General features: G+C 68.0%; 18 protein-coding genes. 8 read left to right on the forward strand and 10 right to left on the reverse strand.

Going from position 1 to position 20164, the window contains the following annotated elements; translation table 11 throughout:
* Positions 1 to 2: 2 nt before the first annotated feature.
* Complete coding sequence (locus ACESLR_RS04000) at positions 3 to 650, forward strand: GDSL-type esterase/lipase family protein (protein ID WP_373023771.1); 648 nt, start codon at positions 3 to 5, stop codon at positions 648 to 650.
* Between the two features lie 261 nt (positions 651 to 911).
* On the opposite strand, the gene ACESLR_RS04005 is transcribed toward ACESLR_RS04000, so the two are convergent.
* Entirely contained in the window at positions 912 to 1448 is a 537-nt protein-coding gene (locus ACESLR_RS04005) for an RDD family protein (RefSeq protein WP_373023772.1), read from the reverse strand.
* Positions 1449 to 1507: 59 nt separating this feature from the next.
* Here ACESLR_RS04005 and ACESLR_RS04010 point away from each other — a divergent pair, with 59 nt between their 5' ends.
* Positions 1508 to 1861 carry a PilZ domain-containing protein gene (locus ACESLR_RS04010; RefSeq protein WP_373023773.1) on the forward strand — a complete coding sequence of 118 codons (354 nt, stop codon included), beginning with the start codon at positions 1508 to 1510 and terminating at the stop codon, positions 1859 to 1861.
* Between the two features lie 12 nt (positions 1862 to 1873).
* On the opposite strand, the gene glp is transcribed toward ACESLR_RS04010, so the two are convergent.
* The 3 genes from glp to mobA are packed head-to-tail and all read right to left on the reverse strand — an operon-like array spanning position 1874 to position 4456.
* Positions 1874 to 3130: a gephyrin-like molybdotransferase Glp gene (gene glp, locus ACESLR_RS04015; RefSeq protein WP_373023774.1), complete on the reverse strand. Its 1257-nt coding sequence runs from the start codon at positions 3128 to 3130 to the stop codon at positions 1874 to 1876.
* Between the two features lie 20 nt (positions 3131 to 3150).
* Entirely contained in the window at positions 3151 to 3693 is a 543-nt protein-coding gene (mobB, locus tag ACESLR_RS04020) for a molybdopterin-guanine dinucleotide biosynthesis protein B (RefSeq protein ID WP_373023775.1), read from the reverse strand.
* A 40-nt stretch (positions 3694 to 3733) separates the two neighbouring features.
* Positions 3734 to 4456: a molybdenum cofactor guanylyltransferase MobA gene (mobA, locus tag ACESLR_RS04025; protein WP_373023776.1), complete on the reverse strand. Its 723-nt coding sequence runs from the start codon at positions 4454 to 4456 to the stop codon at positions 3734 to 3736.
* Here mobA and ACESLR_RS04030 point away from each other — a divergent pair.
* From ACESLR_RS04030 to ACESLR_RS04050, 5 genes are all read left to right on the forward strand, one after another.
* Positions 4455 to 6020 (forward strand): NfeD family protein, encoded by a 1566-nt coding sequence (locus ACESLR_RS04030; protein ID WP_373023777.1) that lies wholly within the window; start codon positions 4455 to 4457, stop codon positions 6018 to 6020. The genes mobA and ACESLR_RS04030 overlap by 2 nt on opposite strands.
* Before the next feature lie 38 nt (positions 6021 to 6058).
* Positions 6059 to 6877: a slipin family protein gene (locus ACESLR_RS04035; RefSeq protein WP_373023778.1), complete on the forward strand. Its 819-nt coding sequence runs from the start codon at positions 6059 to 6061 to the stop codon at positions 6875 to 6877.
* A 3-nt stretch (positions 6878 to 6880) separates the two neighbouring features.
* A complete protein-coding gene (gene xerD, locus ACESLR_RS04040) occupies positions 6881 to 7786 on the forward strand; it encodes a site-specific tyrosine recombinase XerD (RefSeq protein ID WP_373023779.1) in 906 nt (301 codons plus the stop codon).
* Positions 7787 to 7875: 89 nt separating this feature from the next.
* Positions 7876 to 8589 carry a DsbC family protein gene (locus tag ACESLR_RS04045; protein ID WP_373023780.1) on the forward strand — a complete coding sequence of 238 codons (714 nt, stop codon included), beginning with the start codon at positions 7876 to 7878 and terminating at the stop codon, positions 8587 to 8589.
* A gap of 49 nt (positions 8590 to 8638) precedes the next feature.
* Positions 8639 to 9040 (forward strand): OsmC family protein, encoded by a 402-nt coding sequence (locus tag ACESLR_RS04050; protein WP_373023781.1) that lies wholly within the window; start codon positions 8639 to 8641, stop codon positions 9038 to 9040.
* Positions 9041 to 9253: 213 nt separating this feature from the next.
* Here the strand turns inward: ACESLR_RS04050 and trxA are convergent, their stop codons facing one another.
* The gene (gene trxA, locus ACESLR_RS04055; RefSeq protein WP_373023782.1) at positions 9254 to 10129 is read right to left on the reverse strand and encodes a thioredoxin; all 876 of its coding nucleotides are present in this window, start codon (positions 10127 to 10129) and stop codon (positions 9254 to 9256) included.
* A 131-nt stretch (positions 10130 to 10260) separates the two neighbouring features.
* Between trxA and parE the strand changes: the two genes are divergently transcribed.
* On the forward strand, positions 10261 to 12147 hold the full coding sequence (gene parE, locus ACESLR_RS04060; RefSeq protein ID WP_373023783.1) for a DNA topoisomerase IV subunit B: 1887 nt from the start codon (positions 10261 to 10263) through the stop codon (positions 12145 to 12147).
* Positions 12148 to 12284: 137 nt separating this feature from the next.
* Here parE and ACESLR_RS04065 read toward each other — a convergent pair whose 3' ends face one another.
* The 5 genes from ACESLR_RS04065 to ACESLR_RS04085 form a co-directional block, all read right to left on the reverse strand.
* Positions 12285 to 15368, reverse strand: coding sequence for an efflux RND transporter permease subunit (locus tag ACESLR_RS04065; RefSeq protein ID WP_373066688.1), 3084 nt, complete (start codon positions 15366 to 15368; stop codon positions 12285 to 12287).
* A gap of 12 nt (positions 15369 to 15380) precedes the next feature.
* Positions 15381 to 17027, reverse strand: a complete 1647-nt coding sequence (locus ACESLR_RS04070) for an efflux RND transporter periplasmic adaptor subunit (protein WP_373023788.1) — start codon at positions 17025 to 17027, stop codon at positions 15381 to 15383.
* Positions 17024 to 18283, reverse strand: a complete 1260-nt coding sequence (locus tag ACESLR_RS04075; RefSeq protein WP_373023789.1) for a TolC family protein — start codon at positions 18281 to 18283, stop codon at positions 17024 to 17026. The genes ACESLR_RS04070 and ACESLR_RS04075 overlap by 4 nt, the downstream gene beginning before the upstream one ends.
* A 77-nt stretch (positions 18284 to 18360) precedes the next feature.
* A complete protein-coding gene (locus tag ACESLR_RS04080) occupies positions 18361 to 18729 on the reverse strand; it encodes a hypothetical protein (RefSeq protein WP_373023790.1) in 369 nt (122 codons plus the stop codon).
* Positions 18730 to 18812: 83 nt separating this feature from the next.
* Entirely contained in the window at positions 18813 to 19919 is a 1107-nt protein-coding gene (locus ACESLR_RS04085) for an alkene reductase (RefSeq protein ID WP_373023791.1), read from the reverse strand.
* Between the last annotated feature and the right edge of the window lie 245 nt (positions 19920 to 20164).

Below are 20164 nucleotides of genomic sequence, written 5' to 3' on the forward strand. Positions count from 1 at the left end.
ACATGAGGGCCAGTTTGCGTGCGGTGTTCCTGACCGTGCTGGTGGCCTTGGTGGCCGCCTGTGGTGGTTCCGGGCCTGGTGACTTCGATCCGCTCCCGCGGCAGGCGACGGTGCTCGCCTTCGGCGACAGCGTGACGCATGGGACCGGGGCCGGGGACGGCGAGGATTTTCCGGCACGCCTGGGGGCGATCACCGGGTGGACGATCATCAACGACGGGGTGCCGGGCGATGACGCGAACAGCGCTCGCGAGCGTCTGGCCCCGGGCCTGCGCGAACATGAACCCGACCTGGTACTGATCTGGCTGGGCGGCAACGATTTCCTGAGCCAGCGCGAGCCGGCCTCGGTCAAGGAGGATCTGCGCGTCCTTGTGGGCATCGTCCGCGACCACGGGGCCCGGCCGGTCCTGCTGGGCGTGCCACGGGCCTCCGCCCTGGGGGCCGCCACTGGTCGGCTGCAGGACGACCCGATCTATCGCGAACTGGCCCGCGAGGAGCAGGTGGCCCTGATCGAGGGCGTGCTCTCCGGCGTCCTGTCCGAACGTGAGTTGCGCGCCGACCCGGTCCACCCCAACGCCCGCGGCTACCGCCGCATCGCCTCCGAGATTGCCGCAGCCCTGGACGACCTCGGCCTCTGGCTCGCCCCCGGATGATTGCTCACCACGAAAGGTCAAAAGCGATTTACAGGAAGGTTGGAAGGCGGGAAGAAGTTCAAGGACGAAAAGCATCTACCGGAAGGCGCGAAGACGGGAAGGTTCTGGTGTTGGGGCGTCAGGACAAAAACGAACGGCGATGGTGGCGCTGCACGTCCGGGCAGCCCGAGCGCCTGCCCAAAAAGCCTTCCCATCTTCGCGCCTTCCTGTTAGCCGCTTTTGACCTTCGGTCGGGCGCGTCGTGGTTGGATTCGAGGAGCGTCAGGTCTTGCGGTTCTGCTTCCAGCGGGGCTTGGCGAGGCCGGGGATGCGCACCAGCTCGGTGCCGGTGAGCCAGTCGTGCAGCATCCAGCGGCGCGGGTGGAACTGTGACAGCCCGAGTGCGAAAAGCGCGGCGGCGGTGACCACCGTGATGGCGACCGCGCCGTATTCGCGCACCGCCCAGATCGCCATCAGGATCACCAGCCACTGGGCAACCGCGACCAGGTAGCGCAGGGTGGCCTGCCAGGCGTTAACGGCATGGCCGCCCTCGGTGCGCAGCTGGATGTTCCAGGCCTGCATGCCGAGGGTCTGCCCGGTGCGGGTCCAGAACCAATAGAAGAAGCCCCAGGCCACGACCAGGTTGAGCACGAAATGCGCGCGCGGGGAATACAGCCCCGTAGTGTTGCCGATGACGATCACCAGCAGGCCGAGAACCATCCAGATCGCCACCAGCAGCAGGGCATCGTAGACGATGGCGGCCAAGCGGCGGAGCAGGCTGGACGGCTGGCCGTCGATGGACGGGGCGGTTTCGGTCATGGGGTTCCCGGATGGTTCTCGATTTGGCCGCAGGCGCGGAGTGGGCGTAGTCTTGCCGCATGGAGCGACGCTTTCAACGTATCCCCCTGGAATTTCCGGCTACCCTGTTGACGGATGGCGGGGGCGGTCCGGTTCGCGTGGAGGATATCTCCCTGAAAGGTGTGCTGCTGGAGGCAGCCGACCTGCCGGCCATGGCCGATGGTGACGAGGTCAGTGTGGACATCCCGCTGAGCGACGAGGCACGCATCACCTTCGAGGGCCGGGTGCGCTGGCACGAGGGCCTGTGGGTGGGCGTGGAGATCGAGGCCATGCCCCTGGAATCCGCTTCCCACCTGCGCCGCCTGGTGGAACTTAACCTCGGTGACGAGGCCCTGCTGGAGCGGGAGTTCGCTGCACTGATCGCGTCGCATTGAGCCGGGTCTGATTTACACCTCCGGAAAGACCTCGCGGAACGGCAGCACCTCCACCCAGTCGCCCGCCCGTGCCCCGGCGGATTCGCGCGGCAGCACCACGTAGGCATTCGCCTCGCTCATTGCGCGCAGCTGGTGCGAGCCCTGGCCGCCGGCGGCGCGAACCACCCAGCCGCGGTCGTCGGTCTCCAGTAGCCCGCGCTGGAAATCCTTGCGCCCCGGGGACTTGTACAGGTCCTCCAGCAGTCGCGCGTTCAGAGTCTGCGGTTCGGTCGCGTCGCGCCCGGCCAGTTGCAGCAGCGCCGGGCGAACCAGCAGGGCAAAGGTGGTCATCACCGCCACCGGGTTGCCCGGCAGGCCGAAGAAATGCGCCTGTCCGAAGCGGCCGAAGGCCAGGGGGCGTCCGGGCTTCATCGCCAGTTTCCAGAAGCCGACCTGGCCCGAGGCCTGCAGCACGCGGGTCACGTGGTCGGCGTCGCCGACCGATACGCCCCCGGTCGTGATGATCAGGTCGGCCTCCTCTCCGGCGCGCGTCAGGGCGCGCGAGACCTCCTCCTCGGTGTCGCGGACGACGCCGTAGTCCATGGCATCGACCGGATAGGCCGCGAGCAGGGCCCGGAGGGTGTGGCGGTTGCTGTCGTGGATCTGCCCCGGGCCCAGCGGTTGATCGACCGAGACCAGTTCATCCCCGGTCGAGAAGAAGGCCACGCGCGGGCGGCGCAGCACGCTCACCCGGGCAATACCCTGGCTGGCCAGGACTCCGATCTCGGCGGCGCCGATGCGTTGTCCGGCGGCGTACAGCGGTGAGCCGGCGGCGGTGTCGTCGCCCGTGCCACGGATGTTGTGGCCCGGGGCCAGGCCGCCTTTTTGCAGGGTGATGGCATCGTCCCCGCGCTCCACCTGCTCCTGCATGATTACCACGTCGGCGCCTGCCGGGACGACCGCGCCGGTCAGGATGCGCACGCACTGGCCGGGCTGCATCTCGCCATCCCAGGGATGTCCGGCCGCCGATATGCCCACCAGGGCGAGGCGGGCGCCCTGCGTTGCGTCCGCGGCCCGCAGGGCGTAGCCGTCCATGGCCGAGACCGCGGCCGGGGGCACGTCGATGCGCGCGTGAACGGGCTGGGCCAGGGTGCGCCCGAGGGCGTCTTCGATCGTGACCTGTTCGCTTTGCGTGATCGTCCGGCAGACCTCGAGGATGGCGGCGCGGGCCTGTTCCAGGGTCTTGGCGTTGGGGTCGAATTCGTCGCAGCCGAGTGCGGCCTCGGGCATGGGGTGTCTCCGCTTCGGGTTCAGGGATGGATGTCCAGATAGTCGATGATGAAGGCGGCCAGCGCATCCGGGTCGTTGACCGGCAGCAGCGGCCCGTCGAAGTCGAGGCTGGCGGCGTCGGTGGCCACCGCGACCACCCCGGCGACCTCGCGGTACAGCGGCGGCTTGCCGACCGACGGGCGGTGTACCTCGATCTTGGGCAGGTCCCACTGCTTGAATCCTTCGACCAGGATCAGGTCGGCGCGTCGCGGGTCCAGCCGCGCGCACAGCATGTCCAGGTCCGGCACACGACCGTCGTCGGTCTCCGGGGTCTCTACCATCAGGGCGTAACGCCGCCCGGAGGCGACCAGCATCTGGTCCGCCCCGGAGTGGCGCAGCTCAAAGCTGTCCTTGCCGGGCTTGTCCACGTCGAACTCGTGGTGCGCGTGCTTGATCATCGCCGGGCGCAGGCCGCGGGCGCGCAGGGCCGGGATCACGCCCTTGAGCAGCGTGGTCTTGCCGCTGCCGCTCCAGGCGGCGAAGGCGATGCGGGGCAGGGACGTGGGGCTTGTTGGTTCGATCATGGGCGTCTCTCCCCAGGGCTCGGGCGGGTCAGTATAGCGGTCACGGCCCGGGTGGCGATGGCTGGAGGTCCTCTGGCGTGTTGATGTTGGCGAAGGCCCGGGGCTGATCGGAGAAGTCCACCGTGAGCGCGCCGACCTCGCGGAACCAGCGACCGACCGCCAGGGCGCCGCGGGCCAGTTCCCGGTCCAGGCGGTCCGCCAGGACCGGGCGCAGCAGGGCGAACAGGGGCTGCAGGCGCTCGCCGTCGTGGGCAATGGCGGCAGGAGCCGTGCTGGCTTCCAGTGCCTGGCGCAGGCGCCGTTCCAGATCCCGGGGCAACTCGGGAGCATCGACCGGTGCACACAGGATCTCGTGACCGGGGAAGGCGTTGAATGCAGCGGCGATCCCGGCCAGCGGGCCGCGGTAATCGCGGTGCGGATCGGTCAGCACGGGAAACCCCAGCGCCCGATAGCGGTCGATATCGGTATTGCTGCTGATGGCCAGCTGCGCGGTCTGGGGACGCAGGCGCTCGATCGCGTATTCGATCAGGGGGCGCCCGCGGTACTCGACCCAGCCCTTGTTGCGCCCGCCCATGCGCCGGCCCTGGCCGCCGGCCAGGATCACGGCGGCGAGGGTTTCGGGCGGGGTCTGCATTGCCTGCGTTTCCATGCGGGTCTGCGGGTTCGGCGCCGGTCCGACCTTTGGTTTATCGTGGTGGTGTCGGCTGTCGCGTGTGCGCACGCAGTGTACGACGAATCCACCCTGACGGGAGAGGAAGCCCATGCGGGTTTCATGTGGACGCAAGGCGGGATCGGTCGCAGGGCGCCGCTGGCGCCACCTGCTGTGGCTGGCCTTGCTGATGCTCGGTGCGGGCTGGCTCGCCGCCGCGAGCCTGGCGGATACCGGTGGACGCCATGCCCTGATGCTCACGGTGGAGGACGCGATCGGCCCGGCCACCGGCGATTACATCCGTCGCGGCATCGAACGCGCCGAGGCCGAGGACGCCGAGATCATGATCCTCATGCTGGATACCCCGGGCGGGCTGGATTCCAGTATGCGCAGCATCATCAAGAACATCCTGCAATCCGGCGTGCCGGTGGTGACCTATGTCCACCCGTCCGGCTCGCGCGCGGCCAGCGCCGGCACCTACATGCTCTACGGGTCGCATGTCGCGGCCATGAGCCCGGCAACCAATCTGGGTTCGGCCACGCCGGTGCAGATGGGCGGAGGCGGGCTGCCCGGCATGGACTCGCCGGAGCCCGACGAGGACGCGCGTGACGACGGGGATGCCGACGAGGCCGATGGCGCCGCGCGCGACGAGGAGACGGACGCGGCGGCCGAGGAGCCCGCGGACGACAATGAGTCGCCCAACGGCGAGGTCGAGCCGGCCGGCGAGGAGGAATTGCTGGAGGACGACCCGGAGCCGCGGCGCGGCGACGACGCGATGGGGCGCAAGGTGCTGGAGGATGCGGTGTCCTATATCCGCGGCCTCGCTGATCGCTATGGGCGCAATGCCGACTGGGGAGAGGAGACCGTGCGCGAGGGTTCCAACCTGACCGCGACCGCAGCGCTGGAGCAGAACGTCATCGACTTCGTGGCGGACAATCTGGACGACCTGCTCGCCCAGATCGACGGGCATACCGTGCGCATGCAGGACGGTGAACGCACCCTCGCCACCGAGGGGCTGGAGATCGTGCGCATGGACCCCGACTGGCGCACCCAGCTGCTGTCCGTGATCACCAATCCGAACATTGCCTATATCCTGATGCTGCTGGGGATCTACGGCATCATCTTCGAGCTCGCCAACCCGGGTGCGATCTACCCCGGCGTGATCGGTTCGATCGCACTGATCCTGGCGTTCTTCGCCCTGCAGGTGATGCCGGTGAACTATGCGGGCCTGGCGCTGATGCTGCTGGGCATGATCTTCATGATCGCGGAGGCCTTTGTGCCCAGTTTCGGGGCGCTGGGCATAGGAGGCATTGTGGCATTCACGACCGGTTCGATCATTCTGTGGGACGATCCCAACCTGAACGTGGCCCTGCCGCTGGTAATCGGCACGGCCATCGCAATCGGCATCCTGTCGGTCTGGGTGCTGGGGCGCCTGTTCAGCCTGCGCGGCAAGAAACCCGCGACCGGCTACGAAGAGATGATCGGCATGATTGGCGAGGCGCGCGAGGACTTCGAGCGCAGCGGCCGGGTCTGGATCCACAGCGAGCAGTGGGCCGCCGAGACCCCGGCGCCGGTTCGCGAGGGCCAGAAGGTCCGCGTGACCGCGATCGAAGGGCTCAAGCTTCGGGTCGAACCCGTGACCGAAGAGGGCAATCCGGGCACCGCATCGGCCGAATAGCCAGCCGTTCGGTGTTCACAACATAGAAGGAGCAGGACATGAACGATCTCGGTTTCTTTGTCGTCCCGCTGGTCATCCTGGTTGCCATCATTGTGATGTCGATCAAGGTGCTGCGCGAGTACGAGCGTGGCGTCATCTTCTTCCTGGGGCGGTTCCAGGCGGTCAAGGGTCCGGGCCTGATCATCGTCATCCCGGGCATCCAGCAGATCGTGCGGATCGACCTGCGCATCATCACCCTCGATGTGCCCAGTCAGGATGTGATCTCGCAGGACAACGTGACGGTACGGGTCAACGCGGTGCTGTACTTCCGCGTGGTGGATTCGGCCAAGTCCGTAATCCAGGTGGAGGACTACTACGCCGCGACCAGCCAGCTGGCGCAGACCACGCTGCGTTCGGTGCTCGGCAAGCATGACCTCGACGAGATGCTCTCCGAGCGCGACAAGCTGAACAACGACATCCAGGAGATCCTCGACGCGCAGACCGACGCTTGGGGCATCAAGGTCACCAACGTGGAGATCAAGCATGTCGACCTGGACGACTCCATGATCCGCGCGATCGCCCGCCAGGCCGAGGCCGAGCGCGAACGCCGCGCCAAGGTCATTCATGCGGAAGGCGAGCTGCAGGCCGCCGAGAAGCTGGTGCAGGCGGCGCAGAAGATGGAGGCGAGCCCGGCCGCGCTCCAGCTGCGCTACCTGCAGACCATGGCCGACATGTCGACCAACGGCACCGCCAACAGCATCTTCTTCCCGCTGCCGCTGGAGCTGACCAAGGTGTTCGAGAGCCTGGCCGGCAAATTCCGGGCGGAAACCCCGGGGACACCGGGCGATCCGGGCAACCCGGGTGGCGGCCAGCCCTGACGCGTGGCCGTCGCCGCGACGAGCCCGCCGGCCCTCGACCGTTTCCTGGACGAGCTCTGGGCGGTCGAGGGCCTGTCCGACCACACCCTGGCGGCCTACCGCCGCGATCTGGAGAGCCTGAAGCACTGGCTGGAACCCAGGGGTGCAAGCCTGGAGACCGCCGGTGCGGCCGACCTTCTGGGCTATGTCAGTGCACGGATGCAGGCCGGGGCGCGGCCGAAGTCGATCACCCGGGCACTGTCCAGCATTCGCCGTTTCTATCGCTACCTGGTTCATCAGGGCGAGCGCGAGGACGACCCCAGCGCCGGCATCGAATCCCCCCGGGCCGGGCGGCCGTTGCCGGACAGCCTGTCCGAGGTCCAGGTGGAGGCCCTGCTGCGGGCCCCGGATCTCGCGGATGCGGTCGGCCTGCGGGACCGCGCGATGCTGGAACTGATGTATGCCACCGGGTTGCGGGTCTCCGAACTGGTGGGGCTGGAGCAGTCGGAGGTCAACAGCCGCCAGGGGGTGGTGCGCATTACCGGCAAGGGTGACAAGGAACGCCTGGTCCCGCTGGGCGAGGAGGCGGCCCACTGGCTGGCCCGCTATCAGCGCGAGGCACGGCCGGATCTGATGGACGGTCATCCGCCCTGCGAGTCGGTGTTCGTCACCCGGCGCGGAGGCGCGCTCACCCGCCAGGCCTTCTGGTACCGTATCAAGGCCCACGCCCGCCGTGCCGGCATCGGGTCGCCGCTGTCGCCGCACACCCTGCGCCATGCGTTTGCCACCCACTTGCTGGACCACGGGGCGGACCTGCGCGTGGTGCAGATGCTGCTGGGCCACAGCAGCTTGTCGACCACGCAAATCTATACTCATGTCGCACGCGCCCGTCTGCAAGGCCTGCATGCGGAACATCATCCCCGCGGCTGACGTCTACTACCCGATCTCGCCGGATGCCCCGGGGGCAAAGCCCCGGCTGGTAGACTGGCTTCGTTTTTCTATATTGACAGAGAGAATCCATGTTCCTGAAACGTGTTTTTCCCCTTGCCACGGCCCTGGCCGTGTTCAGCACCCCGCTCATGGCCACCGAGGCCATCGAGGAAACCATGGCCGGGGTTATCCCGGACGCCGAGATCGACAGCATCCGGGAAACGCCGATGGAGGGCGTCTACGAGGTCCGCTACGGTACCGAAATCCTCTATGTGTCCGAGGATGGCCGCTATCTGATGCAGGGCAACATGGTTGATCTGGAGACCCGCGAGAACCTGACCCAGTCCGCACTCAGCGACGTGCGTGCGGACATGTTCGCCGCCATCGACGACAGTGAACTGGTGATCTACGCGCCGGATGGGGAGACCCGGGGCGTCCTGAACATCTTCACCGACCCGAACTGCCCCTACTGCCGCGAGGTCCACCAGGATCTGCCCGAATACCTTGCCGCCGGCATCAAGGTGCGCTACCTGATGTTCCCGGTACTTGGTCGCGATTCCCCCGAGATCATGGACCGGATCTGGTGCGCGGATGACCGCCAGGAGGCGATGGACCGGGCCAAGGAGGGCGATAAGCTGGACGACATCGACGGCAGCTGTTCCACGCCGCAGGATCAGCACATGGCCATGGGCCAGCAGCTCGGTCTGCGCGGGACCCCGGCGCTGATTACCGAGGGTGGCCAGCAGATGTCCGGCTATCAGGAACCGGAGGCTGTGATCGAGCGCATCCTCGGCAGCAACTGACGCATCGGCGCCCGGTTCGTACCGGGCGCCGTGACCGCGAGGAAATCGAATGCTCGAATATCAACTGACCGTCGAACGGGTGGATACGCACGGGAGTCTGGCGCGCGGCAAACAGGCGGAGGTTACGCTGGACACCGACATGGACGGGCGTGACGATGCCCTCAGTCCGCCGGAACTGCTGCTGGCCTCGCTGGGGGCGTGCATGGTGCGCGGTATCCAGCGTGCCGTGCCGATGCTGCGCATCGAAGTGGACAGCATCGGCATCCAGCTACGTGGCTGGCGCCAGGACGACCCGCCAGCGATGGCAAGGATCGAGTACCGTGTCGAGGTTGGCACCGATGCCGAAGAGGAAATGCTCGAGATCCTGCATCGCAACGTGCAGAAGGGCACGATCTACGCGACCCTGGCCGCGGGCACCGAACTCGCCGGCGAGGTCGTCGCCCGGGCCTGAAGCCTGCGTCCACGCCAAACCTGCACCCCGCGGATCCTGTTGCAGGGGAGGTTCTCGTGTCGATGGTGTTGGTCAACGCCTGATCGCCGAGAGGGCTCGGCTCCTACAGGTAAGGGCTTGGCGCGTGCTGTAGGAGGCCAGCCCTCTGGCCGAAGGGGCGGGTTCGAAGCCGTAGCCTGCTGAAAAGATGCTGTGCCGGCAACCGGAACCCGGTCAATACAGCAACGAGGCCATCTGCCGGCGGTATTGCCCGACCAGCGGGTGGTCGTTGCCGAGCACCTCGAAGGCCGCCAGGAGGCCCTTCTGGCCGGCGCCGTCGTTGTAGGAGCGGTGTTGCTTCATTAACTGCAGGTACAGTCCCAGCGCTTCCTCTGCGCGGCCGGAGAGCATCGCATAGGCCGCCATCTGTTCGAGTGCCTCGGGGCGCGGGTCGCCTTCCTGCAGCTCCTGCGCCACCGCCTGCGGATCGATGCCGGCGGCGGCCTTCGCGAACACCAGCCGGGCGCGCAGGGCCTTGGCCTCTTCCTTCTCGCTCTGGCCCAGCGGCAGCTTGCCGAGTTCGGCCTCGGCCCCGTCCGTGTCGCCGGTCTGAGCCAGGGCGCGGGCCAGTTCGATGCGCAAGTCGCTGCTGTCGGGGTCTTCCTCCAAGGCCGTGCGTAGCGTGGCCACGGCCCCGTCGGTGTCGCCAGCCTGGGCCTGTTCGCGCGCCTTTTCGATCAGCTTGTCCGATGGCTTCTCGAGGTACTTGTCGATCATCGCACGGATGTTCGGCTCCGGCTGCACGCCCATGAACTGGTCCGCCGGCTTGCCGTGACGAAAGACCATCACGGTGGGCAGGCTGCGCACGCCATACTGCTGCGCCAGGGCCTGCTGCTCGTCGCTGTTGACCTTGGCCAGGCGGAACTTGCCCGCATACTGCGCGGCCAGCTGCTGCAGCAGCGGCATCAACTGCTGGCAGGGGCCGCACCAGGCGGCCCAGAAATCCACCACGACGGGGCGCTTGTGGGACTCGTCCAGCACGGCCTGCTGGAAGCTCTCTTGGGTGACGTCGAGGATGTCTTCGCCGGTTGCGCTTGCGGCTTCTGCCATGGGAACCCTCCTGAAAAACTTGAATACGGAATCTGCAGTGCATTGTTGGGATGATGGGGACGATTGCAAGCAGCCCTGATTTGCTACCCTTCGCGCATCCGCGAGTGCGCGATCGACACAGGAATCATCACGTGAGCTATTCCGCATCCGATATCGAGGTCCTCGAGGGGCTGGACCCGGTGCGCAAGCGCCCGGGCATGTACACCGACACGACCCGCCCGAACCACCTGGCGCAGGAGGTCATCGACAACTCGGTGGACGAGGCGATCAGCGGCCACGCTCGGCGCATCGACCTGGTCCTGCACAAGGACGACTCGGTCTCGGTGTCCGATGACGGCCGCGGCATGCCGGTGGACCTCCATCCGCGCGAGAACTGCCCGGGCGTGGAGGTGATCCTCTCCACCCTCCACGCGGGCGGGAAGTTCTCGGACAAGAACTACCAGTTCTCCGGCGGTCTGCACGGGGTTGGCGTCTCGGTCGTCAACGCGCTGTCGAAGCAACTCGAGGTGCAGATCAAGCGTGACGGACGCGAGTACCGCATGACCTTCGCCGGCGGGCGCAAGACCCGGGACCTGGAAGCGGTCGGCGACGTCGGCAAGCGCAACACCGGCACGACACTGCACTTCTGGCCGGACCCGCAGTATTTCGATTCCGCGAAATTCTCGGTGCCCCGGCTTAAACACATCCTGCGCGCGAAGGCCGTGTTGTGCCCGGGCCTGACCGTGACGTTTCGCGACGAGACCACCGGCGAGGCCTGCGAATGGCGCTACCAGGCCGGGCTGCGCGACTACCTGGTGGAGGCTCTGGATGGCCTGGAGCGGGTGCCGGAGGAGCCGTTCATGGGTTCGGTCTCCGGCGCTACCGAGGCCGCCGACTGGGCCGTGACCTGGCTGCCGGAGGGCGGCGAGGTGGTCAGCGAGAGCTACGTGAACCTGATCCCGACCACCCAGGGCGGGACGCACGTGAACGGCCTGCGCACAGGCCTGACCGATGCCGTACGCGAGTTCTGCGAGTTCCGCAGCCTGCTCCCGCGCGGGATCAAGCTGGCCCCGGAGGACGTCTGGGAGCGGGTCTCCAGCGTGCTCTCGTTCAAGATGCAGGATCCGCAGTTCGCCGGGCAGACCAAGGAGCGGCTGTCCTCGCGTCAGGCTGCGCCGTTCATCTCCGGCGTGGTCAAGGACGCCTTCAGCCTGTGGCTGAACCAGCATCCGCAGCAGGGCGAGCGCATCGCCGAGCTGTCGATCCAGAATGCCCAGAAGCGCAGCCGCGCCGGGCGCAAGGTGGTGCGCAAGAAGGTCACCCAGGGCCCGACCCTGCCGGGCAAGCTGGCCGACTGCGCCAGCCAGGACCTGGAGCGCACCGAGCTGTTCCTGGTCGAGGGCGACTCCGCCGGTGGCTCCGCCAAGCAGGCGCGCGATCGTGACTTCCAGGCGATCATGCCGCTGCGCGGCAAGATCCTGAATGCCTGGGAGGTCGATCCCGACCAGGTGCTGGGGTCGCAGGAGATCCATGACATCTCCGTCGCCCTGGGGGTGGACCCGGGCCAGGCCAGCCTGGACGGGCTGCGCTACGGCAAGGTCTGCATCCTTGCGGATGCCGACTCCGATGGTGCGCACATCGCCACGCTCCTGTGCGCACTGTTCCTGAAGCACTTCCGCCCGCTGGTGGAGCGAGGGCACGTCTACATCGCGATGCCGCCGCTTTATCGCGTGGATGTCGGCAAACAGACCTTCTACGCCCTGGACGACGACGAGAAGGCCGGGGTGCTGGAGCGCATCGAGGCGGAGAAGATGAAGGGCAAGGTCTCCGTGACCCGCTTCAAGGGGCTGGGCGAGATGAACCCGCTGCAGTTGCGCGAGACCACCATGAACCCGGACACCCGGCGCCTGGTGCAGCTCACCCTCGATGCCGCCGACGACACCATGCACCTGATGGACATGCTGCTCGGCAAGAAGCGCGCTTCCGAACGCCGGTCCTGGCTGGAGGGCAAGGGTCACCTGGCCGACGTCGCCGTCTGATGTCAGCGCTTCAGCGATAGACCTCGCGTCTCCTTAACCTTCACCACCCTGGCGCTCAGCTGATCGTCCTTGATCACGTAGAGGATGCGGTAGATGCCTTGCCGCACATGGTAATGCTCGTGCACGGGCAGCTTCGGTCAGGCTCGCGCCGATGGGCGCGAGCGCAGCCAGTGGTACATGGCTGGCAGCACCAGCATGTTGAGGGCGGTGGAGCTGAGCAGGCCGCCGAGGATTACGATGGCCATCGGGGCCTGGATCTCGGTGCCGGTTTCGCCCAGGCCCAGAGCCAGCGGGATCAGCGCCAGCGCGGCGGTAAGTGCGGTCATCAGGATCGGGGTCAGCCGCTCCAGCGCCCCGCGTTCCACGGCTTCGTCCAGCGGCACGCCTTCGGCCGCCAGGCTCTGGTAGCGGCTGATCAGCAGCAACCCATTGCGCACGGCGATGCCGAACAGAGTGATGAAGCCGACCAGGGCCGCGATGGTCATCACGCCGCCCATGGCGAACACCGCGATTACCCCGCCGATCAGGGCCAGCGGGATGTTGACCATCACCAGCAGGACCAGAGTCAGCGAGCGCAGGGCCAGCTGCAGCACCAGCAGCATCGCGACCAGGACGCCGGCGGATACGATGACGATGGTGCGGGTGGCCTGCGCCTCGGCCTCGAACTGGCCGCCCAGCTCCACGCGATAACCCTCCGGCAGCTCCACCCGCTCGTCGATGGCGGTGCGGACCTCGCTGGCCGCGCCATGCAGGTCGCGACCCGCCACGTTCGCACTGACCACCAGGCGGCGTTCGGCATTCTCCCGGTTGATCTGGTTGGGGCCGCGTTCGATCCGGGGTTCGGCGACCTCACCCAGACGGATGTGGTGTCCGGTCGGCGTGCGGATCGGGATGTCCGCCAGGCCGTCGATCACCCGATGTTCCGCCGGCAGGCGCACGACAAGGTCGAAGCGTCGTTCGCCTTCGAAGATCTGCGCGACGCGCGCGCCACGCCAGGCGGTCTCGACGGTCTCGGCGGCGTCGGCTACGGTCAGGCCGTAGCGGGCGAGGGCGGTACGGTCGGTATGCAGCCGGATCTGGGGCACCGCCGCGACGGGCTCGACCGACAGGTCGACGATGCCGTCGATTCCTTCCAGGGTCGCCTCGACCTGCTTCGCCAGCCGCTGCAATTCGCCCAGCCCGGGGCCGAACACCTTCACCGACAGGTTTGCGCGAACACCGGTGAGCATATGGTCAATACGGTGCGAGATCGGCTGGCCGATGTTGAACTGCCCGGGGAAGGCGGCCAGTCCCGCGCGCAACTCCTCGAGGAACGCCTCCTTCCCCTGTGGTAGCGGGCCCAGACGGACATCCAGTTCGCTCAGATGGGGCGGCTGGGTATGCTCCGCCCCCTCGGCGCGTCCGGTGCGTCGGGCGGCGGACAGGATCGCATCCTGCTCCAACAGCCAGCGCTCGACCTGGCCGGCCATCTCCGCCGAGGTTTCCAGGCTGGTTCCGGGCGGCGTGGCCATCTCGATGGTCAGGCTGCCTTCGTTGAAGTCGGGCAGGAACGATCGCCCCAGCAGCAGCGTAGCCGCCAGCGTGGCCACAGCGAGGATGGTGGAGATCGCCAGGATGCTGCGCCGGAACCGGAGCGTGGCGCGCAGCAGCGGGCGGTAGCCGCGTTGCAGCAGGGCGGCCACCGGCGGTTCGCGCCCGGAATTGCGGCGCGCGATCGCGGGCAGCAGCCAGCGGGCGAGCACCGGCGTCACGGTCAGGGCCACCATCAGTGATGCGGCGATCGCGATCAGGTAGGCCACCCCCAGCGGCTGCAACAGACGACCCTCTACCCCGCTCAGGAAGAACAGCGGGGCGAACACCAGCATGATGATGACGGTGGAGAAGACCACCGGATAGCGCATCTCCGAGCAGGCCTGGCGCACGGTTTCGTCCAGACTGGCGCGATCGTGGTTGTCGCTGCCATTCTCGCGCAGGCGGCGATAGATGTTCTCCACGAAGATGATGGCGTCGTCGACCAACGCGCCGATGGCGATGGTCATGCCCCCCAGGGTCATGGTGTTGATCGTGATGCCCAGTGCCTGCAGGGCCAGCAGGGCGATGGTCAGCGACAATGGAATGGCGAGGACCGAGATCAGTGTGATCCGTACGCTCAACAGGAACACCAGCAGGATCAGCACCACGAAGATCGCGCCGTCGCGCAGGGCCTCGGCGACGTTGGCCACGGCCGTCTGGATGAAATCGGCCTGACGGAACAAATTGGGTTCGAGGGTGATGCCTTCGGGCAGCCCCGCTTCCAGCCGCGCGAGCGTCGTGTTGATCGACCGGGTCAGTTCGAGGGTGTCGGCATCCGGTTGCTTGGAGACGGCCACGACCACGCCGGGGTGCCCATTCACGCCGCCATCGCCGACCGGGATGCCCGGGCCCATCGCGACCTCCGCGATATGTCGCACCAGGATCGGCATGTCGTCGCGCACGGCGACCACGGCCCGCTCGATCTCATCCAGGCGTTCGGCGCGACCGAGAAAACGGATCAGGTAGTCCTGCCCGCCGTCGCTCAACCGGTCGCCGCCCGCATTGCGGCTGGCCTGCTCCACAGCGTCGCGGACCTCCACGAGATTCAGGTTGAACGCCGCGAGGCGCTCGGGGGCGACCCGCACCTGGTACTGGCGGACCTGGCCGCCCAGCGTGGTCACCTGGGCCACGCCGGGGATGGCCTCCAGCTGGCGCGCAACCGCCCAGTCCGCGACCTCCCGGGCGCGCATGCCGTCCTCGCGGGCGTCGTCGCGTACGCCCAGATAGGCGATCTCGCCCATGACCGAACTGATCGGCCCCAGTTGCGGGGCGGCGACCCCTGCGGGCAGTTGCGTTTGCACGCGGCCCAGACGCTCGTTGACCACCTGCCGGGCCTGGTAGATCTCCTCGCCCCACTCGAACTCCACCCACACCAGCGAGAATCCGGCCACGGACTGCGAGCGCACGCGGCGCACCCCGGCCGCGCCGCTCACCGCGGACTCGATCAGATAGCTGACCTGCTGTTCCACTTCCTCTGCGGCCAGGCCGGGAGCCTCGGTCATCACGGTCACGGTGGGCGCGGTCAGGTCGGGGAACACGTCGATCGGGGCCTGGCTTGCCTGCCAGGCCCCCAGCAGCAGGATGCCCAGGGCCCCGGCCATCACCAGCAGACGGTTGGCGAGGGACCATCGAATCAGTCGATCCAGCATGTCGCCATCCCCTTAGTGCGCGTGGCCGTGGCCACTGTCATCGGAACCCCGGCCCGCCAGCAGTACCGCATAGGCGCCCCGGGTGACCACGCGCTCGTCCGCCTCGATGCCGGAGAGGATCTCCACTCGCCCGGCGGAGCGGGCCCCGGTACGGACTGGACGTCGCTCGAATGATTCGCCGCCGGTCTGCACGACCACGATCGGCACGCCATCGTCGTCGATCAGCGCCCCGACCGGGACCGTGACGCCATGGCGGGGCGTCCCGGCCGCGAGCGAGACCGTCACCGGCATGCCGGGACGGTAACGGGTGTCTGCGGCTTCCAGGGTGAAGGCGACCGGAAGCGTCTGCCCCGGGCCGTCGAAGGCCCCGCCTTCCCACACCGGTTCGCCCCCGACGGCCCGCCACTCGCGACTGCCCGGATGGCGCACGGCCGGGTCGGTCAGCGACGTGACCCGCGCCAGATCCGCCGGATAGAGGTGCGCCACCAACCACAGATGCCCGCCATCCAGCACGCTGGCCAGGCGCTGGCCGGCCTGTACAACCTCCCCGGGACTGATATCCAGGGATTCCACCCGGCCGCCAGCCGGGGCGCGCAGGGCGAGCGTCCCGGAATCGGTGTTGCCGTCGAGCCGTTTCTGGCGGTCACGGGCGTCGTCCAGTTCGGCCCGAGCGGTGTTGCGCTCGCGACGGGCTTCCACCACCCGGCTGTCGGCGATCACGCCCTCCTCGGCAAGAGCTGTCACGCGTTTCAGGTCGGCCTCGGCCGCGGTCAGGCGTTCCTGTGCTCGGGCAAGTTCCAGGGCCAGGCCGCTGGAGGTGCCGCTGTCCGGTAACACCGCCAGGCGCATCAGGCTGTCACCGGCGCTTACCGCCCGGCCGGGTGCCGGCCAGTCCCCGTCCGCCGTAATGACCCCATCGGCTGGGGCGACCAGTCGGGTGCGTTGGCCGGGCACCTCGCGGATCGTGCCGGGGACCTCGATGCGTTCGGCGAACGGCTCGTAACGGGCCGGGGCCGTGGCGAACCGCATGCGCCACTGCGTCTCCTTGAGGAAGGTGATCCCGTTGTCCGCCTCCTGAGCGTGTTCTTCGTCGCCAAGTCCGTGTTCGTTGTCACCGTGCTCGTGCCCATGGTCATCCGTGTCGGGGGTATGACCTTGCTCGTCGGTGCCATGGTCGTGCCCGTGCTCCTCGTCGTGGGCATGCCCGTCGTCGGAAGGGTGTGCATGGTCGTCCTCCTGGCCATGGCGGTGGCCGCCGGGGATCGTCACCTGCCCAAGGGTACTTTCGCGGAGGCCGTCGGCATCTTCATGCACCCCGGTCAGGAAATAGCGCCCGGCTTCGGGCAGTTGCAGGGTGACGGTGAAGATGCCCTCGCGGTCGAGATGGGTGGTGGCTTCGCTGAATACCTTCCCGGAACGGTCATGCATCTGCAGGGTCAGTTCCCCCGTGGTGACCGGACGGAAGTCATCCAGCCAGGTAGCGTGGACCAGGAAGGTCTCCGAGGCTCCGGCCTTTAGGGGCCCGGCCTCCAGGAACCATTCCAGTCCCGCATCCCAATGGGTGATCTCGAGGTCCTCGGCCAGGATGGGGCTGGTCGCCATGGCCAGGGCCAGCAGGGTGGCGATGCGCGTAATCCGGTGGGTGATTCGGAATGTCATTGGGTGTCCTCCACGAGGCCGCGCCCCGTTGCGATGCGCAGCTCGCGCCACTCCGCCCAGCTCTGGGCGAGCAGATCCTGTTCCTGCGCGATCGCGTTGAAATGGGTGTTGTAGGCCTCGAGCACTTCCAGCAAAGAGGCCTCGCCGCTCTCGTAGCCGCGGTAGGTCAGGTCGCGCACGCGCCGGGCGGGCACCAGCGTCTCGTTGCGGTGGCGGTCCAGTTCGTCCAGCAGGTGCGCCAGGTGCACGCGGCCGGCCTCGACCTGGCGGGTCAGGTCGCGCCGCAGGGCCCGGACCTCGGTCTGGCGTGTGTAGTGATCCGCCACGGCTTCGCGGACGCGCCCCTGGTTGCGATCCCATAGCGGCAGTTCGAGCTGCAGCGCCACGCCCGTGGAGGTCTCCCGGCGGCCGTCGATGACGTCGCGCTCCTGAAACAGCCGGACGCCGATATCAGGGCGCCCTTCGGCACGTGCGCGGGCGATGTCCAGCTGTGCGGCCTGTTGCTGTTCGGACGCTGCACGCAGGGCGGGGTGCTGGTCCACCACCATCTCTGGTTCGATCCCGGCGGGTTGCGGGGGCGGCTCGTCGAAGGCGGGGGCGGTGCCCAGCGTGGTGGGGCGCCGGTCGAGCCAGGCGGCCAGGGTGGCGCGGGCCTCGGTCCGCTCACCCTCGGCGGCCTCCAACTGGCGCACGGCCTCGGAGCGGAACAGGCCGATGCGCAGACGCTCGCGCTCGGACAGGTCCCCGCGTTCCTGTCGCAGTCGGGCGATGCGCCCCAGGCGCTGGGCCTCTTCCAGACGCTCGCGCGCCCGTTCAAGCCCTGTCTCCGCCTGTTGCCAGGCATGAAACGCCGCGCCGATATGGCCTTCCAGTTCCAGGCGCTCGGCCTGGGCCTGTGCCTCGGTTGCGGCGAGGCGGGCGGCGGCGGCGTCACGCCGATGCCCGAGCTGCCCCCATAGCGGGAGCGGCTGGGTCACGGCGATCCCGCTCAGCGCGTAACCGCCGCGCTGGTCTTCCAGCCCCATGCGGTCCGAGGCTTCGGCTTCCAGCGTCGGGTTGGGCCAGCGCCCCGCCTGATCCCGCGCGCCGCGCTGGGCGTCAATGCGGTGTTCGAAGGCCTCGGCCTCGGGGGCCACCGATAACCCGTGAGTAACCGCCCGGTCCAGGCTCCAGCGGCCCGTGTCCGCGAGCGCAGGGGGTAGGCAAAGCAGTCCGATCAGTCCAGCGACCGACCAGGCAAAAACCGAATAAGGCATGGGAGACACTCCCCATTGATGACGATCCAGGCTGTGCCCCCAGGGAGGCGTCAGCGCGCTACGTTCGAATCAATGGGTCAGGCGGGCGGGCCGCGCAGAGGCGGAGCGAGCCAGGGAGGGGATGCGCGAAGGGGGTAGGTGCGGTCCGCGATGCGAGGAGGTGCGCGCGTTGTCGCCACGGACAGGTCGCCGGCCGTTGTTGGCAGCGCCGCGCCGGGCAGATCGATAACGGCTACCGGCTTGCCGGTGGCCTGCGGAGTCAGGTCGACCTCGGCTGCCTCGTCGTGATGGTGGGCGTGCCCGGCATCGTGCGCCGCATGAGGCGATGCGTCGTGCGCATCGCCCACGTGGAGGTGCAGCCCCGCCCCCTGCAGCAGGGGCATGGTCAGCACCAGGCTCAGGACCAGCAGGGCGTGCAGCCACGTATGACGGTTGGCAGTGCGCATGGCAGCGCAATCTACGCCGGGACCCGGACGAGGGCAAGACGCCACGCGTGCATGGGTTGTGCAAACGGCGCTCCGGGGCGGTTTCAGCCGGACATCGCCGGGTAGTCGGTATAGCCGTGTTCGTCGCCGCCGTAGAAGGTGGCTTCGTCCCACTCGTTGAGCGGGGCGCTGCGGCGGAAGCGTTCGGGCAGGTCCGGGTTGGCGATGAACGGGCGGCCAAAGGTGACCAGGTCGCAGCAGCCGGCGTCGATGCGCTGGCGGGCCTCGTCGGCGGTGTAGGCGCCGTTGCCGATGTAGGTTCGGCTGAAGCGCGAGCGGATGGCGTCGATGATGGATTCCGGGCGGCCGGTTTCGTGGTTGCCCTGAAAGGAGTCCTCCACCACCTCGATGTAGGCGATGCCGGTGGCGTCCAGGGCTTCGGCGAAGACGCTGTACGTTGCCAGCGGATCATCATCGTGCATGCCGTTGAAACTGCCGGTCGGGCTCACGCGGATGCCCACGCGCTCCGGCCCCCAGATCTCGATCACCGCGCGCACCACCTCCAGCGGCAGGCGGATGCGGTTCTCCACCGAACCGCCGTAGGCGTCGGTGCGGTGGTTGCTGCCACTGCGGATGAACTGGTCCAGCAGGTAGCCGTTGGCCGCATGGATCTGCACGCCGTCGAAGCCGGCTGCCTTGGCATTCTGCGCGCCCTGGCGATACTGCTCCACGATGCCCGGCAACTCGTCGAGTTCCAGCGCGCGCGGCTCCTGTACTTCAACCATGCCGGATTCGGCACTGATGAAAGTGTAGGCGCCCTCCGGCTGGATGGGGGAGGGGGCGACCGGCTTCTGACCGTCGGGCTGCAGTTCCGGGCGCGAGATGCGGCCCACGTGCCACAGCTGTGCCTGGATGCGCCCACCCGCGTGATGCACCGCCTCGGTGACCTTGCGCCAGCCGTCCACCTGTTCGGCCGAGTGGATCCCTGGCGTAAAGGCGTAGCCCTTGCCCTGCGGCGAGACCTGCGTCGCCTCGCTGATGATCAGCCCGGCCCCGGCGCGCTGCGCGTAGTACTCGGCGTTGAGATCGGTGGGGACGTCGCCCGGCTGTCCGGCGCGCGAGCGAGTGAGCGGGGACATCAGCACCCGGTTCGGCAACTCCAGTGGGCCCAGGGTGTAAGGGCGAAAAAGCGCGTCGTCGTGATCGGTCATGGGGTGCGTTCCTTGTAGATATTTGGGTTCCGTGCGGCCTTCCGACCGGACCGGCACCGAGTCGTTCCTCGGTTGCGGAAATGGGGCAACGTGGGCCGCTCGTCCACGGGACAAACGGACGATGGGACATAAAACGTGGGCTGCCGCTCCTGACGATCGCGGACCACCCCGGCGTAGCCTTCTTAACAGGGTTTCCACGCAATGCCGCGGCCCCGCGACACGAAGGCATACGCCTTCCTCGAATA

The sequence above is a fragment of the Thioalkalivibrio sp. genome (assembly GCF_041685615.1).
In the GTDB taxonomy this organism is placed as follows: Bacteria; Pseudomonadota; Gammaproteobacteria; order Ectothiorhodospirales; family Ectothiorhodospiraceae; genus Thioalkalivibrio.

Bases quoted from the DNA above. Each gene is read 5' to 3' on its own strand.
- ACESLR_RS04085 (WP_373023791.1), bottom strand. From the start codon at position 19,919: ATGACCGATCACGACGACGCGCTTTTTCGCCCTTACACCCTGGGCCCA.
- mobA (WP_373023776.1), bottom strand. From the start codon at position 4,456: ATGGGCTTCCTCTCCCGTCAGGGTGGATTCGTCGTACACTGCGTGCGC.
- glp (WP_373023774.1), bottom strand. From the start codon at position 3,130: ATGCCCGAGGCCGCACTCGGCTGCGACGAATTCGACCCCAACGCCAAG.
- ACESLR_RS04005 (WP_373023772.1), bottom strand. From the start codon at position 1,448: ATGACCGAAACCGCCCCGTCCATCGACGGCCAGCCGTCCAGCCTGCTC.
- mobB (WP_373023775.1), bottom strand. From the start codon at position 3,693: ATGATCGAACCAACAAGCCCCACGTCCCTGCCCCGCATCGCCTTCGCC.
- ACESLR_RS04030 (WP_373023777.1), top strand. From the start codon at position 4,455: ATGCGGGTTTCATGTGGACGCAAGGCGGGATCGGTCGCAGGGCGCCGC.
- ACESLR_RS04010 (WP_373023773.1), top strand. From the start codon at position 1,508: ATGGAGCGACGCTTTCAACGTATCCCCCTGGAATTTCCGGCTACCCTG.
- ACESLR_RS04080 (WP_373023790.1), bottom strand. From the start codon at position 18,729: ATGCGCACTGCCAACCGTCATACGTGGCTGCACGCCCTGCTGGTCCTG.
- ACESLR_RS04000 (WP_373023771.1), top strand. From the start codon at position 3: ATGAGGGCCAGTTTGCGTGCGGTGTTCCTGACCGTGCTGGTGGCCTTG.
- ACESLR_RS04070 (WP_373023788.1), bottom strand. From the start codon at position 17,027: ATGACATTCCGAATCACCCACCGGATTACGCGCATCGCCACCCTGCTG.
- ACESLR_RS04035 (WP_373023778.1), top strand. From the start codon at position 6,059: ATGAACGATCTCGGTTTCTTTGTCGTCCCGCTGGTCATCCTGGTTGCC.
- trxA (WP_373023782.1), bottom strand. From the start codon at position 10,129: ATGGCAGAAGCCGCAAGCGCAACCGGCGAAGACATCCTCGACGTCACC.
- ACESLR_RS04065 (WP_373066688.1), bottom strand. From the start codon at position 15,368: ATGCTGGATCGACTGATTCGATGGTCCCTCGCCAACCGTCTGCTGGTG.
- ACESLR_RS04075 (WP_373023789.1), bottom strand. From the start codon at position 18,283: ATGCCTTATTCGGTTTTTGCCTGGTCGGTCGCTGGACTGATCGGACTG.
- ACESLR_RS04045 (WP_373023780.1), top strand. From the start codon at position 7,876: ATGTTCCTGAAACGTGTTTTTCCCCTTGCCACGGCCCTGGCCGTGTTC.
- ACESLR_RS04050 (WP_373023781.1), top strand. From the start codon at position 8,639: ATGCTCGAATATCAACTGACCGTCGAACGGGTGGATACGCACGGGAGT.